12 protein-coding genes and 1 pseudogene are annotated in these 13,670 nt (G+C 58.2%); 6 read left to right on the forward strand and 7 right to left on the reverse strand.

Features of this window, described 5'->3' with window-relative positions; translation table 11 throughout:
- The first annotated feature begins 80 nt into the window (after window positions 1-80).
- The 5 genes from BS627_RS15785 to BS627_RS15805 all read left to right on the forward strand — a co-directional run bounded on the left by BS627_RS15785 (window position 81) and on the right by BS627_RS15805 (window position 4,243).
- Window positions 81-983 carry a carbohydrate ABC transporter permease gene (locus tag BS627_RS15785; protein ID WP_077984121.1) on the forward strand — a complete coding sequence of 301 codons (903 nt, stop codon included), beginning with the start codon at window positions 81-83 and terminating at the stop codon, window positions 981-983.
- The gene (locus BS627_RS15790) at window positions 980-1,807 is read left to right on the forward strand and encodes a carbohydrate ABC transporter permease (protein ID WP_077984122.1); all 828 of its coding nucleotides are present in this window, start codon (window positions 980-982) and stop codon (window positions 1,805-1,807) included. Before BS627_RS15785 ends, BS627_RS15790 begins: the two co-directional genes overlap by 4 nt.
- The gene (locus tag BS627_RS15795; protein ID WP_077984123.1) at window positions 1,804-2,889 is read left to right on the forward strand and encodes an ABC transporter ATP-binding protein; all 1,086 of its coding nucleotides are present in this window, start codon (window positions 1,804-1,806) and stop codon (window positions 2,887-2,889) included. The genes BS627_RS15790 and BS627_RS15795 overlap by 4 nt, the downstream gene beginning before the upstream one ends.
- A gap of 44 nt (window positions 2,890-2,933) precedes the next feature.
- On the forward strand, window positions 2,934-3,164 hold the full coding sequence (locus BS627_RS15800; RefSeq protein ID WP_077984124.1) for a hypothetical protein: 231 nt from the start codon (window positions 2,934-2,936) through the stop codon (window positions 3,162-3,164).
- A gap of 92 nt (window positions 3,165-3,256) precedes the next feature.
- Window positions 3,257-4,243 (forward strand): LacI family DNA-binding transcriptional regulator, encoded by a 987-nt coding sequence (locus tag BS627_RS15805; protein ID WP_077984125.1) that lies wholly within the window; start codon window positions 3,257-3,259, stop codon window positions 4,241-4,243.
- A 32-nt stretch (window positions 4,244-4,275) separates the two neighbouring features.
- Here the strand turns inward: BS627_RS15805 and BS627_RS15810 are convergent, their stop codons facing one another.
- The gene (locus BS627_RS15810) at window positions 4,276-5,961 is read right to left on the reverse strand and encodes a metallophosphoesterase family protein (protein ID WP_077984126.1); all 1,686 of its coding nucleotides are present in this window, start codon (window positions 5,959-5,961) and stop codon (window positions 4,276-4,278) included.
- A gap of 155 nt (window positions 5,962-6,116) precedes the next feature.
- A complete protein-coding gene (locus tag BS627_RS15815; protein WP_077984150.1) occupies window positions 6,117-6,956 on the reverse strand; it encodes an inositol monophosphatase family protein in 840 nt (279 codons plus the stop codon).
- 341 nt (window positions 6,957-7,297) lie between these two features.
- Between BS627_RS15815 and BS627_RS15820 the strand changes: the two genes are divergently transcribed.
- A complete protein-coding gene (locus tag BS627_RS15820; RefSeq protein WP_165691270.1) occupies window positions 7,298-9,271 on the forward strand; it encodes a putative bifunctional diguanylate cyclase/phosphodiesterase in 1,974 nt (657 codons plus the stop codon).
- Window positions 9,272-9,428: 157 nt separating this feature from the next.
- Here BS627_RS15820 and BS627_RS15825 read toward each other — a convergent pair whose 3' ends face one another.
- From BS627_RS15825 to BS627_RS15845, 5 genes and pseudogenes are all read right to left on the reverse strand, one after another.
- Window positions 9,429-9,866, reverse strand: coding sequence for a tetratricopeptide repeat protein (locus BS627_RS15825; RefSeq protein ID WP_077984127.1), 438 nt, complete (start codon window positions 9,864-9,866; stop codon window positions 9,429-9,431).
- Window positions 9,859-10,308: a hypothetical protein gene (locus tag BS627_RS15830; RefSeq protein WP_165691271.1), complete on the reverse strand. Its 450-nt coding sequence runs from the start codon at window positions 10,306-10,308 to the stop codon at window positions 9,859-9,861. The genes BS627_RS15825 and BS627_RS15830 overlap by 8 nt, the downstream gene beginning before the upstream one ends.
- 8 nt (window positions 10,309-10,316) lie before the next feature.
- A complete protein-coding gene (locus BS627_RS15835) occupies window positions 10,317-11,888 on the reverse strand; it encodes a PAAR-like domain-containing protein (RefSeq protein WP_077984128.1) in 1,572 nt (523 codons plus the stop codon).
- Complete coding sequence (locus BS627_RS15840) at window positions 11,885-12,946, reverse strand: DUF2169 family type VI secretion system accessory protein (protein WP_077984129.1); 1,062 nt, start codon at window positions 12,944-12,946, stop codon at window positions 11,885-11,887. Before BS627_RS15840 ends, BS627_RS15835 begins: the two co-directional genes overlap by 4 nt.
- Window positions 12,947-12,952: 6 nt before the next feature.
- Window positions 12,953-13,670: pseudogene (locus BS627_RS15845) on the reverse strand (type VI secretion system tip protein VgrG); the annotation flags it as partial.

Here is a 13,670-nt window from a genome sequence, read left to right on the forward strand (position 1 = left end):
CACCCAAGGGGTTCCTCCCGGTGGGGCTGCCTGCCGCGACAAGCGGCGGCGGCCCCGACTGGAGCTTGCGAGGATGTTTCATGAAAAAACTGTTTTCCAGCCTCAGTGACGGTCGCGGTTTCGATATCGTCCTTGTCGCCTTTCCTTTGGGCTTCCTGTTCGTCATGGCGGGGCTGCCGCTCATCTACAACATCGTCATGAGCTTTCAGGAAGTCGACATGTTCAGCCTGGGCACCTTCGTGCGCCCCTTCGTCGGCTTCAAGAATTATATCGACCTGTTCCGGCAACCGGAAACATTGCCGATCCTTTTCAACACGGTCACCTTTGTCGTGGCCTCGATTGCCGGGCAATTCGCCATCGGCTTCGGTCTGGCGCTGTTCTTCTGGGTCAATTTTCCCGGCGCAACCTGGATGCGCGGCCTTTTTCTCGTGTCCTGGGTCATGCCCGGCCTCGTGGTGGGCGCGATCTGGAACTGGATCCTCTCGGGCGATTTCGGCGTGTTGAATTTCTTCCTGCGGGAAAGCGGCCTGATATCGGGCAATATCTTCTGGCGCTCCGATGCGAATTTTTCGCTCTGGGCCGTCGTCATTGCCAATATCTGGCTCGGCACTTCCTTCAACATGATCCTGCTTTCCGTCGGCCTCGCCTCCATTCCCGGCGACCTGTACGAGGCCGCGGAACTGGACGGGGCGAACGCCTGGCAGCGCTTCTACACCATCACCCTGCCGATGATGCGCTCCACCATCGGCGCCATCGTCTCGCTCGGGCTGATTTTCACGCTGCAGCAATTCGATCTTTTCGCCGCCATTACCGATGGCGGGCCGAATAACAGCTCCAACGTGGCGCAATATTGGGCCTGGGATCTGTCCTTCCGGCAATATGATTTCGGCAAGGGCGCCACGATCTCCGTCATCATGATCGTGTTCGTCATGCTGGCTTCCATCGTTTATGTGCGTTCCACTCGGCATGAGGTGCGCGGATGAGCATCACGACCCGCAACCGCCTGATGCTGGCCATCGCCATCGTACTCGCCATCATCTACCTCTTCCCGCTTTACTGGATGTATCTGACCTCGCTCAAGAGCGGCTCGGAAATGTTCGCCAATCCGCCCTCCTTCTGGCCCAGTGATCCGCAATGGCAGACCTATGCCTATGTCTGGAACAGCCGCAATATGGGGCGCTACCTGTGGAATTCGGTGCTGATCGCCTCCAGCGCGGTGCTGCTGATCACCATTCTCGGCGTCGGCTGTGCCTATGTCCTGGCGCGGTATCGCAATGTCTGGGTGGATATCGGCCTGTTCCTCATCCTTATGCTGCAGGTTCTGCCGGCATCTTTGATGATCACGCCGATCTTCGTCGGTTTCTCGCAATTTGGGCTTCTGGATTATCCGCGCTTGTCGGTCATCCTCGCCATTGCGGCGAAAAGCATGCCCTTCTTCGTGGTGCTTGTGCGCGCCACCTTCATGGCAGTGCCGCAGGAGCTGGAAGAGGCCGCACTTGTTGATGGCAATTCCCGGGTTGGCGCCTTTTTCAACATCGTGCTGCCGCTTGCCAGAAACGGCATTCTCGTCAGCGCCATCCTCATCTTCATGCAGGCCTTCGGCGAGTTCGTCTATTCGAAATCGATGATACAGGCGGCCGATTTGCAGCCGGCGAGCGTCGGGCTCAATTCCTTCATGGGCCCCAACACCAGCGAATGGAACAACATCATGGCCTATGCGACCATGTATGTGACGCCCATTCTTGCCCTTTTCATTCTCTTGCAGCGCCGCATCGTATCCGGCCTGACCTCAGGAGCGCTCAAATGACTCTTCAGATCGAACTTTCCGGCGTCAACAAATATTACGGCGCCTTTCATGCGCTGAAGAACATCGACCTTTCCATCGAGAAGGGCACTTTCGTCGCGCTTGTCGGCCCGTCGGGCTGCGGCAAATCCACACTTCTGCGCTCGCTCGCCGGGCTGGAAACCATATCGGCCGGCGACATGCGCATTGCAGGCACACTCATGAACGGTGTGCCGCCGCGCAAGCGCGACGTGGCCATGGTGTTCCAGTCCTATGCGCTCTACCCGCATATGACCGTGGAGGAGAACCTCACCTATTCGCTGCGGATGCGCGGCGTCGCCAAGGCCGAGGCCCGCAAGGCGGCGGAAGAAGTTGCCGCCACGACAGGACTTTCAAAGCTGATGAAGCGCTATCCGCGCGAACTCTCCGGCGGCCAGCGCCAGCGCGTGGCCATGAGCCGGGCGATCATCCGCAACCCGCAGGCGTTTCTGTTCGATGAGCCGCTTTCCAATCTCGATGCGGCGCTGCGCGTCCACATGCGCAAGGAAATTCGCGCGCTACACGATCGCCTGCATGCAACCTCGGTCTATGTCACCCATGACCAGATCGAAGCGATGACCATGGCCGACCATGTCGTCGTCATGCGCGATGGCGTGATTGAGCAGCAGGGCACGCCGCTGGAACTATACGACCGCCCGGTCAATCGTTTCGTTGCGGGCTTCATCGGCTCGCCGGCCATGAATTTCATTCCGGCGACCGTCAGCCCGGATGGCGCGTCCCTTCAGCTCAGCTTCGGCGAAGGCGAGCCGCAGCAATCGATTGGGAATCCGGCGTCTCTGCCGCCCGGCAAAGATGTGATTGTCGGCATCAGGCCGGAACATATCCGGCCGGTCGCAGCAGCCGGAGCGACATTGGCGCTGCCGGTTTCCGCGGTGGAAACAACCGGTTCGGCGACCTTCCTCACGACAGGAACCGCCACCGAACTGGTCATCGCGGTGCAGGGACGCAGCGCAGTCAAGGCCGGTGAAACGATCGGCCTCGACATCGACCCGTCCGATATGCATTTGTTCGATGCGGAAACAGGCGTCGGCCTCCTGACCCGCTGAGCGGCGGTTTTGCCGGCTGTTTCCTCCGCCGGCAAACACGAAGCGTGGAGTCGAATGACCATAAACGGGAAACAGCATTCCTTATCGGCGCGGCCATCCTCGCCGGTCTTGTCATCGTCCAACTCAAGGATGTCCGCATCGCCATCGGGGAACGCGCCATGGGAGGTTATGACGGTTCGAGCAACCCGGAAGCGGCCTCCCGCGCCGAGCGGGAAGCAAAACAGGCAGCCGCGCGTGCCGAGGCTTCGGCAAGCGCGCTTGGGCCGCAAAACTGACCGCGACCACAGAAGCTGAAATATTTCGATTGGAATAGTCGCTGCAATCTGACCTGTGCTATCAGACATGTGGATTGGCAACGGGGGATTGAATGGCGCGAGGGTTCGTGACAGCCGAAGAAGTGGCGAAAAAGGCGGGTGTCTCACGCTCCGCCGTTTCACGCACCTTCACTCCCGGCGGCAGCGTATCCAAGGCCGTCCGGCGCAAGGTACTGAAAGCGGCACAGGAACTCGGCTACCGCGTCAACCGGCTGGCGCAGGGCCTCAACAATGACCGTTCCAACCTCATCGGGGTCGTCGGCGCCAACCTCGGTTCTCCCTTCATTTCAAAGCAACTCGATCTCCTCAGCATCGGCCTTCTGCGTCGCGGCCTGCAATGCCTGCTTCTGAATGCCGCAGATGCGCGCAAGGACATTGCACCACTCATCGAGCGTCTCTTCGAATTCCGCGCGCAGGCTATCATCGTTCTTTCCGGTGAACCTCCGGCCTCTATTATCGACGAATGCATCGCCAACGGCGTGCGTCTCATCCTCATCAACCAGCATCTGGACCGCACCGATACGAATATGGTGCTGAGCGACGATTCCCACGGCGCCAACCTGGCCGCCATGCGGCTTGTGGCAGCCAGGTGCAGAAAGGTTGCGGTTGTCTCCAGCGGCAGCCGGACGCCCGCACAGTTGCGCCGCGTCAACGCTTTCACCGAGCGCATGACCATGGAGGGTATCCAGGTGGTTCCATGGTGCGGCGGCCCCACCAGCTATGACAGTGGCTATCAGGCCGGTCGAGAACTGCTCGCGGACAGGACCATTGATGGCGCCTTCTGTGTCACTGATCTGCTGGCACTTGGTTTCATGGACGCCGCCCGGCTGGAAATGGGCCGCCGGGTGCCGGAAGATATCTCGATTGTCGGTTTCGACGATATTCCGCAGGCCGGCTGGAAAAGCTACCAGCTGACGACCGTTGCCCAGTCTTTCGACGCATTGACAGAGAAGGTTTTGACCGCGCTCGATAGCGATGAGCCGGAAACCCGGCTTCAGATCGTACCCGTGTCCATGGTCGAGCGCATCACCGCGCGCTAGACCAAATGTCTTTCCGGGCAAAAATCTTCACATCAAACCGCAACGCGTTCACGCTGCGGTACAAGCCCAAGCTTCAGATCGCGCGGACTGCCTTCGGCACGCTCGAGAAACAGGCCGAGAGCTCCGAAGAAGATTTCGAGAAAGCTTTCGACCGAACCATCGTGACGATCCGGCTCCCGGCCGAAGCGCTCCGCCAGCGTTCGGTAAAGGGAAAGCCGTTGCGGCGCGATGTGCGGCAGCGCCAGGCCTGCGCCCTGGCGCAGGCAATACCAGTCGGCAATCAGCTCGAACATCGGCAGGTCCAAGGACAGGACAGTAGCATCAGACGAGGAAAGGCCTTCCCCTCCTAGCAGATCGAGAACCTCCCGAACGCTTTTATCGGCGATTGCCGTGACGACCTCGGACGGCCATTCCCTGGGGAAATAACGGTGCCTGATCAGCGCCCGCTTGTGGCCCAGCAGAAATTCACCGTAATTGCCGGCGGCAAAAGCCGGGTCGTTCGCCTCGCCCGCCAGTGCTGTCTCCTGTGCATAACCATCGGAAATACGACCATTGACCGGCAGGGCAGCCATCTCCACCGTCTCGACAAGGATTTCCTGCCGCGACGGGTGGACGACCTTGAAGGCAGGCGGAAAGGCGACGAGCGACGGCACGGCGATATTGGTGAGCGAGTTTTCGCCTTCCCCGCGCCGGGTCACGCCTTCCACGTGCAGGTGCCCGCTGAAATGGACGGCAAGCCCGGCCTGTAACAGCGCATCCTCCACCGCCTTGCGCGGCGTGCGGCGCACGACATTGGTTTCGCCGAACAGGGCGCCTTCCGCACCGCTTGCGCCATCGAAGGGATCGAGCGCCGGATAGTGGGAAAAGCCGAGCAATGTCTTGCCATGCAGCTCCGCCCTGCGGCGCACATCGGCGATCCAGTCGATGAGGAAGGGCTTGCAGCGCAAAAGCGCATTCCATCCACCGGAGGTGCTGTCGATGAAAGCCGCCTCCTCGCCCGCTTCGAACGCACCATCGAGCGGCTCGAAAATATTGGCGTCGATCATCAGCAGCCACAAGCCCGGTTCCGGTTCGACCAGATAGGAGGCATCCATCAGGCGGTAGACATTGCGCCCATCGGGTGAGCGCACCGCGTACAACCGGTCCTCCGGCGCATCGGAAACACCGAAAGGGGTTTCCCAATGCAGATAATCCGGCTGGCGGAAATAACCGAAAGCCGCCATCGGGCCAAGGCCTGCAGGATAGCCTTCGCAATACATCCCGTCGCTTACGACGACGCGCTCACCGGCCCGCCGCGCATCGCTTGAAACGGAAAGGCATTTGCCGTTCTCCGTCAGAAACTCCTTGGTATGATGCCGGCCGCGGGGTCCGAAAATATCGTGGTTTCCGGGCAATGCGTAGAAGGCTGTGCCGTGGGCGTCGCTGTGGCGTTGCAGGATGTTCTTCAGCGTTTCAGTCGTCACCCGCTGGCCATCATCGGTATAGTCGCCAAGCAGCACCACATGGCGAATGCCGCGCTGCCGCACCTCCTCCAGCGCCGCATGCAATGCATCGGCGCTCTCGTTGAAAACCCGGGTGGATTCACGGGTATCCGACCAGCTGCGCATGGTGATGCGCTGACCATCGATTTCGATGCCGGGAAATCCGAAATCGGCTGCCGTGTCATGGAAATGCGCGTCGGCGATGACGGCAACGGAGGGAAGCGCGCGTGTCAGCATGGTTGAGCGGTCTTTCTGCCCTCGACCATCTGCCCTCGACCCTGTCGATCCAGTCGGAAGCACGGCAGGGGCCGGGCATAAACGGGTCCATCCATTTCATTCCTCCACATGCATGAAGCACGAGGCCCCCTCTGCGAAAGGGCCTCCGCCTTAAATCACGCCGATACCGCCCGCGGACGATCCGACAGCTGCCGGGCGGCCAGCGCTATATTCGATGCCTGGCTGACGCCTTTGGCAACACCGGCTGCTGCGGCCAGCACCGGCCCGCCATCCCTGAGACTGCCGATCTCCAGAAAAGGGCACACATCGCCGCCAGCTTCGCTGACGAGTAGCAGCCCCGCAAGACAATCCCATGAATTCATGTGTAATTCGAGATAGCCATCGGAACGGCCGTCAGCCACATAGGCAAGCGCCAGCGCGCCGGAGCCGGCGCGGCGGACATTGGCGCCCATATCGAGCAGGTTCCTGACGACATCGAGATAGGTCGCATTCGCGATACGGGTGGACCACCCCATCTCGATGGAAGCGGCATCGAAGCGCTCCGTTTCCGCAGTCCGGATCGGTTGCCCGTTGCGCGTCGCTCCCTCGCCGCGGCGGGCGAAATAAAGCTCGCCAAGGGCGGGATTATAGATCGCCCCGATTTCGGTCTGCCCGTTTTCGACATAGGCGATGGAGATGCAGAAATGCGGAATGCCACGGGCAAAATTGGCGGTGCCGTCGATGGGATCCACGACCCAGACGCGGTCACCGATCTCGCCCCCGCCCTCTTCCCCGAAAAAACTGTCTTCCGGGAAAGCGGCCGCGATCGCGCCGCGAATATGCGCTTCGGAGGCAGCATCCGTCACTGTCAGAAAATCCTGCGGCCCCTTCATCGAAAAGCTGCGCGTCGCCTCGCCCTGAAAACCTTTCAGCACCAGCTCCCCGGCGGAAAGAATGACGCTGCGGCACAATTCGGCACGCGCTGCCAATGTATCGGGATAGTGGATCGAATCCATGCGCAAGAACCATTTCTCAAAGTTTGAACACGCGTTCATATTGCACGCGCGTTCAAACTTTTCAAGGGGCGTTGAAAAGGTGCTGATGAACATTGGGAGTGGGCGGGCCGCCCATGCCAAGTGAACAGCTTCGCAGAAACAGGCAGTTTGAAGCAAAGGACTTATTTCCAATCAAAAATCCCCCACCCGGAAACATAAAATACTGAAAACAGTGGAATGTTGCGAAGCGAAGCGCCTGCATCTTGCGGTTGATGCAATTGTCTGTCGGTTAACCCTGTGTATTTCCAATGACGTAACAGGAATTATGTTACAAATGTCGTTCTGTACTTGAAGAGCCATGAATGAAAATACTGACCACCACGCAAAAACTGCATGATTTCATGTCCGTCCGGTCCGACAATCCTGATCTGCTGAAAGCACAGTATCGCGCTTTCAGCCGACAGATGCCGATGATGTATTTCATCCTGCTTTCAAGCACATGGGCGCTTGCAGTAACGCATATGCAATTGGCGCCGCTTTGGCTCACCGTTGGAGTTCCCACCCTGTTCACGCTCGGCTGCACGCTCAGGATCGCCTTCTGGTGGAGGACGCGCGGCTTGGATCCCGAACCGCGGGTGGCGCATGCAGCCCTTCGGCGCACGAACCGCCTCGCTGCCGGCATCGCCATGGCATTTACGCTCTGGTCTTTCCTTCTGGTGCCCTATGGGGATGCCTATATGCAATCCCACGTCGCCTTCTATATGGCGATCACTGTCATTTCCTGCATTTTCTGTCTGATGTATGTGCGCTCGGCCGCCTTCACGGTGACGCTCATCGTCAATGGCGCCTTCATCGCCTTCTTTCTGGCCTCGCAGCAACCGACCTTTGTTGCCATTGCCATCAATGTGCTGCTGGTCTGCACCGGCATGATGTCCATTTTGCTGACCAACTACCGCAATTTCGAGCGCATGGTCATTTCACAACAGCGCACGGAAGCGCTCAGCAACGAAAACCTGCTGCTAGCCAATATCGACAGCCTGACGGAACTGCCCAACCGTCGCGCCTTTTTCGCCCACCTTGAAGCCGAACTCCAAAAAGCCAGAGCCAACGGAACCCGGCTGGCGCTGGGTGTCATCGATCTGGACGGATTCAAGCCGGTCAACGATCTTTACGGACACTCCGTAGGAGACAGGCTGCTGGTCAATGTCAGCAAACGCCTCACCGCCAATCTGAAAGCCAGCAGGGCCTTTCGGCTCGGCGGGGACGAATTCGCCATCGTCGCCCCGATCATACCCGATGACGCGCAACTCGTCGCGAATGCCAATGCAATCTCCGAGCAGTTGAGGGCGCCTTACCATATGCCGGAGGGCACCGTGCATGTTTCCGCATCCATGGGAATTGCCGTGTTTCCGCACCTCGCCTCAACGCTTGAACAGCTATTCGACAGGGCGGATTATGCCCTTTACCACGCCAAGAAAACCCGGCGAGGCGATGCCGTTCTGTTCGATGCGGAGCACGAAAAGCAGATCAATATCGAAGCCCGCGTCGAGCACTTGCTCAGACAGAGGGATATGGAAAACGAGCTTTCGGTCGTGTTTCAGCCGATCGTCGATATACGCGACGGAAGAACGGCAGGGTTTGAAGCGCTGGCGCGCTGGCACAGCCCGGTTCTCGGACATGTGCCGCCTTGCCAGTTTTTCCCCATCGCGGAACGGGCCGGCATCGTCGGTTCGCTGACACGACCGCTTCTCAAGATGGCGCTCGCCTCCGCCGCCACATGGGAACCCTCCCTGCGCCTGTCGTTCAACCTTTCGGCCCAGGACCTCAATTCCCATGAGGGCGTACTTTCCCTTCTCGGCATTATCGAAAACAGCAACTTCGATGCATGCCGGCTGGACCTTGAAATTACCGAGACGGCTTTTGCCCATGATTTCGAACAGGTGAGGCAATCGGTCGAAATGCTGCGCCGCCTCGGCTGCGGCATATCGCTGGACGATTTCGGCACCGGCTATTCCAGCCTGACGCGACTGCATGCATTGCCGCTGACCAAGATCAAGATCGACCGCAGCTTCGTCACGGACCTGCACGAAAAACCGGCCAGCTACAAAATCGTGAAATCCCTTCTCACCCTCAGCCGCGACATGGAACTGGAATGCGTGGTGGAAGGGGTGGAAACACCAGCTGAGCTTACCGCACTCGAAGGCCTCGGCGCCACGCTGGTGCAGGGCTACATCTATGCGCCGCCGCTTCGGGAAGAGGATGTCGGTGCGTTTCTTTCGGGCCAGGCGACTAGAAGCGGAACTTCCGCTGGCAAACGCAGAAACAGGCTCCGCTAAATCAAACCGGCGAAGCCATTTCACGGTCTCTTCCAAACCGCCACATGGCTCCGGTCAAGACTATGAGAAATGACCGAAATCACAATGATCATAGTCAAAGACATGCAACCGATCGTCCCCGGCAAAAACTACGAACAAAACGAGAATTAACTCGGATTTATATTAGCTTCTCTTTTTTCAAGAGCGATAAATATTTGGGGTCCGCATCCGCAAATAGATCGTAGCCTTCCAGCATGTATGCGCGCAAAAGATGTTCTTTCGCCGCAAAAGTATCGCCTAGCTCGAAAAAGGAAACTCCGAGTCCGAATTGGACAAATGCATTGGAGAAGCCGTTCCCACTATTTTCCGCCTCCCGAAAGGCACGACAAGCGTTTTCCCAGTCACCAACCTGTAGGAATGCATCACCAATAGAAGCGTTCAACCATACCGATGCATCCCATATCCGCTTCGGAGTTGGCAAAAGAGCGAGAGCTTGCCGCCACGAAGTTATCGCCTCCACCGGCAAACCGCGCTCATCGAACTCGTCACCTATGGATGAGAGGCGGACTACTTCACGGTAGATATCGTCGGGGAGTTCCTGCTCGTTATTATTCACGGCCTTCTTTCCGTTTGAGGTAGAAATCCAGGTACTGTTTTTGATCCCCTGCGAATCCTTTCTGCCCATATATTTCGAATATTCTACCAAATACGTAGTACGCTCGCTCTCTATCGCCGAGTTTGTACATTGCTTCCCCTTCCGTCATAAGAACAAGGTGGTCCTCATGATTTGGATCGTCATACATTTTCGCCATGACTTCGATCCAATTGGAGGCGTTGTCCTTATCTCCCAGATCGACATAGTCTTGGACAAAGCCTGCTGATAGGCTCTGCGGGTAATAGTCCCATTTTTCTTTAGGTTCAGGTATCAACGCCCAAGCCTGGAGCCCCAGTTCGACAGATCCCGCCAAATCTCCGGCCTGAAATTTCTGACCAGATAAATCCAGCAATTTGTCAATCTGTGCCTTCAGGCTTGCTTCTATTTCAGGCTTTCTAGTCATTTTTTTCCTCAGTTGGCAGGCGGCAGGTAACGGGAGCGAGTTTGCCCCCCTCGACTCGAGTTTGATGGCCCCCATTCAAACCGATAATTGTCAGAGTTCAACATCCAATCTCGCACTTCTTGTGATCGGGCGCCATGGAAGCGTCCCGTAGAATTCCAATAGTCGACAGCGTCAACCGGGTGGTGCCCCATATGCGTTTGAGGTGAATCGACCGGTCTCCAGACATTGTTTTCGTCAAGAAATTCATCCTGCCCCCTACGGTTCGTCCGCAACAGGCCTTCTTCACGCATCCGTTCACGAACCTCGTTGCCGGTGCGTGAGGTTTTGGAAGGAGTATTGCCCAGATACTGCCTGCGAAGGCTTATGCGCCGAGTACTTCTTGCACCTTGCTCACCTGTCTCCACCGCCGTTCGGCCAGCTGTCTGTGTCTGACTTCTCGCCAGAGCACCAGCCTCAGCCGTTGCGGCAGTTCTGCCTGCGACTTTCATGCCTGCAGCAACAGCTCCGGTACCACCCGCAACACCTTGGACCATTCCGACGGTGTTTTCGACCTGTTGTGCAGTCTGTTCGGATGCACCGGCAAGCCTAGCGACATCGCCGGAGGCGCTTGCAATGGCGGTTGAAGTCGCTTCACCCGTCCACGCCTGACGCAGGCCAGCCTGGAAATTGTCATAGCCGTTAGCAACAAGAAGGCCACCGCCGATCATGGCCGGGATACCCGGTGCTGCACCGACACCCGTGCCGGTTGCCGCGCCTCCAACCCCGGCAAGGGCAGCGCCGGCAACTGCCTCTGCAGCACCGCCAACCGCCTGCAGACCACCTACCGTTCGAGTAACAATCCTCCCATTGTTTTCATCGAATTCGCTGATCGCCTTTCCAGCTTCATCAAGCTTTTGGCCGGTCCAGTCCAACGCTTGTTCATACCACGCCTTATCCTGCGCATCATTCGCGTCTGGCGGCGTACTTGTCTCGGTCGATTTGACGTTGACGTATTCGCCTGGGCAATTTCCGTTGTTGAGCGTGCAGCGATCTGTGTGCCGTTGAACAGGTATTCCGTTCGCCCTTACGATAGTGGACGAAGTGACAGGTTCAACGATATTGCCGACGGTTCCTGACTTTACACCAAGGCCTACGCCGGGCTCATCGCCATACGAGCAACGGAACTGCGAATTCTGGCGCTTTATGACGAGGCCGTTTGAGCGCACATCGGGCGAATAGTTGTTCTTGTCATCTCCTTTGCCCCAGCACATGTAAGGAACCGGTTTGTCCGGCGATTTGCAAACATCTGGGGACAGGCATACAGCCAACGCTGAAGCATCATCTGGAATAAATTCCGGCGGGCTCGGATCCGCGGTCGTTGGCGGCGGATGATATTCGTCTCCCTCTTCGGGGTCATTGAAATATGCGCGCTGCTCCTCCGCATCAAGGCTGCTTTTGTAATCTACGTACCCTGCGGCGCGGTCGGGTTCGTGGAAGAGGGTGGTCTGCGGCAGGTTCAGTTCTTTCGCCAAGGCGATGTTCGGCGAAGGATCTGAGCCGTAAACAGTAATTGGCTCAAGAACGGTGACATCATCGCTCATGCCATCGTCTCCGCGTGCCTGTCGGCGATTGACAGTATCGGAACACCGCGCCGTTCGGGCCAAGGAAATCCTATCCGCCACGTGAGAAATACTCGGCCAATTCCGGGCCTCATGTCGAAGTGGACACCGTCGAGAACAAGAGGGGACCACTGAACGCCCCGTCCCTGGTCGAGCTCCACCCGCAGCGAGATGTCAGGTAAAAACCCTTCCAGAGTTTCAAACTGCGGCAAGAGTCTGTGAAGTTCAAATGCTTCGTTCCCCGTCAACCAAGGCTCGGCAACCTGGTCTTTCGGTGCAGCCTGCCAAAACGAGAAATTGAAATCCGTCGGAAGCAGGGGATGCCGCTTCTCCAACCATTCGTCATCATAGGTTCCTGCGAGATCGGCGCGATCCAGCCAGAAGGGTGAAATCGGAGCAAGACCTGCAGGCGTCGGCCTGTCGCTTACCGCGCGAATTGGCAGGTTTTCGTCTTCAATCTGCGGAGCGGGCCATTCGGATCGTTCCCTGAACCGCGACTCGTCTACGAGGCCTATGCCGACAGGATTTGCCTCTATAGCCTCATGGCCCAGCCGTCCTCCAAATGCCAGCCGCCAGTCCAACGGGACGTGAGGTACCGGTTGGCCTTCTGTGAGTTCCCAACCATCCAGGGCATCCTCATGCGCCCGATCCATCAAACCACGCCAAGTCTTGCGCGTTTTTGCCCGCCAGAAACGTGGACCGTGAACGCGGAGACGCTTCTCGATAGAGCCTACCCGTAAACCGCAAGTCCACGAGGATGAAGGCTCTCCACCCGGTGAAAATGTCGCGCCTATAAATGTCACGTCGGTTCCGGGCTTGAATGGCGCAAGATCGGTGCATGCCATCTGAGGTGATTGATGCGGGTCACCGTCATAGATATCTGACATGACGAGGGGCGATTGCTTGTCCGAGAGTTGGAGAGGCCCTCCATTTGTCAGCTTGAAAGTACCCCTTGCAACCACGACTCCCATCAGCTCCCCGAGCAAGTTGTATTGTCGGAAAGCAAGGGCGGGAAATGGCGTCCTGTTATCGACGGACATTTCAGATCAACCTTTTGCTGATGAGTCCGCCGATGTCGGCGCGGCGTCTGAAAAACCGCCACCGGGTTTGTTCAAGTCAACGACCACGCCATTGATCTGTGTCGGGCCGGATGCGGTAAAGTTAAAGTTCGTGCCGAGAATAATGACGGTGCCGTCTTTTCTCATGATGAATTTCGAAGCGCCGCACTCGATGACAAACTCCTCGCCGACGATTGTTTTTTTGAATTTCCCAACATTTTCCAGCGACGTCTGGCCGACATTCGTGACCTTGCTGACCCCAACCTGCTCGGTTTTCGCCACCCCGACAGATGTAGACTGAAACGAACTGACGATCGTGTTCATGATGCCCGGCAGCGGAAACAATCCCGAAGCATCGGAACCGACGCCCGAGCCGGAGCCAGCAAGCGCCGTACCCGCATCCGCACGCGGGCTCGGGCCGGAAACGACCCCCTCACGCGAGGAAAGACCGCCGGCACCGAGGAAGCCGAGTGCGGATGAGGCAAGCGTGGTGGCGAAGGCCGCGACACCGGGGCCACCGCCGCCGGCGATCTGGGCGGCCTGCGAAAGTAACCCCGCCGTCTGACCGGAGAGCGCCTGCACGCCGGCCATGGCCATCATCGCCATCGGCCCCGTGCCGCCGACGACGGTGTTTACCGAGCCGCCGATCTCGTGTTTCTGGTTGCCGGAAACTTCCACCGCGCGGTTGCCGCCGACCGAGGCGACC

Origin of the sequence: Agrobacterium salinitolerans, from assembly GCF_002008225.1 — a bacterium.
Lineage (GTDB): Bacteria > Pseudomonadota > Alphaproteobacteria > Rhizobiales > Rhizobiaceae > Agrobacterium > Agrobacterium salinitolerans.

What these genes read in the sequence shown, in the direction of transcription:
- BS627_RS15785 (WP_077984121.1), top strand. Translation starts at nt 81, where the DNA reads ATGAAAAAACTGTTTTCCAGCCTCAGTGACGGTCGCGGTTTCGATATC.
- BS627_RS15790 (WP_077984122.1), top strand. Translation starts at nt 980, where the DNA reads ATGAGCATCACGACCCGCAACCGCCTGATGCTGGCCATCGCCATCGTA.
- BS627_RS15795 (WP_077984123.1), top strand. Translation starts at nt 1,804, where the DNA reads ATGACTCTTCAGATCGAACTTTCCGGCGTCAACAAATATTACGGCGCC.
- BS627_RS15805 (WP_077984125.1), top strand. Translation starts at nt 3,257, where the DNA reads ATGGCGCGAGGGTTCGTGACAGCCGAAGAAGTGGCGAAAAAGGCGGGT.
- BS627_RS15810 (WP_077984126.1), bottom strand. Translation starts at nt 5,961, where the DNA reads ATGCTGACACGCGCGCTTCCCTCCGTTGCCGTCATCGCCGACGCGCAT.
- BS627_RS15815 (WP_077984150.1), bottom strand. Translation starts at nt 6,956, where the DNA reads ATGGATTCGATCCACTATCCCGATACATTGGCAGCGCGTGCCGAATTG.
- BS627_RS15820 (WP_165691270.1), top strand. Translation starts at nt 7,298, where the DNA reads ATGAAAATACTGACCACCACGCAAAAACTGCATGATTTCATGTCCGTC.
- BS627_RS15830 (WP_165691271.1), bottom strand. Translation starts at nt 10,308, where the DNA reads ATGACTAGAAAGCCTGAAATAGAAGCAAGCCTGAAGGCACAGATTGAC.
- BS627_RS15835 (WP_077984128.1), bottom strand. Translation starts at nt 11,888, where the DNA reads ATGAGCGATGATGTCACCGTTCTTGAGCCAATTACTGTTTACGGCTCA.
- BS627_RS15840 (WP_077984129.1), bottom strand. Translation starts at nt 12,946, where the DNA reads ATGTCCGTCGATAACAGGACGCCATTTCCCGCCCTTGCTTTCCGACAA.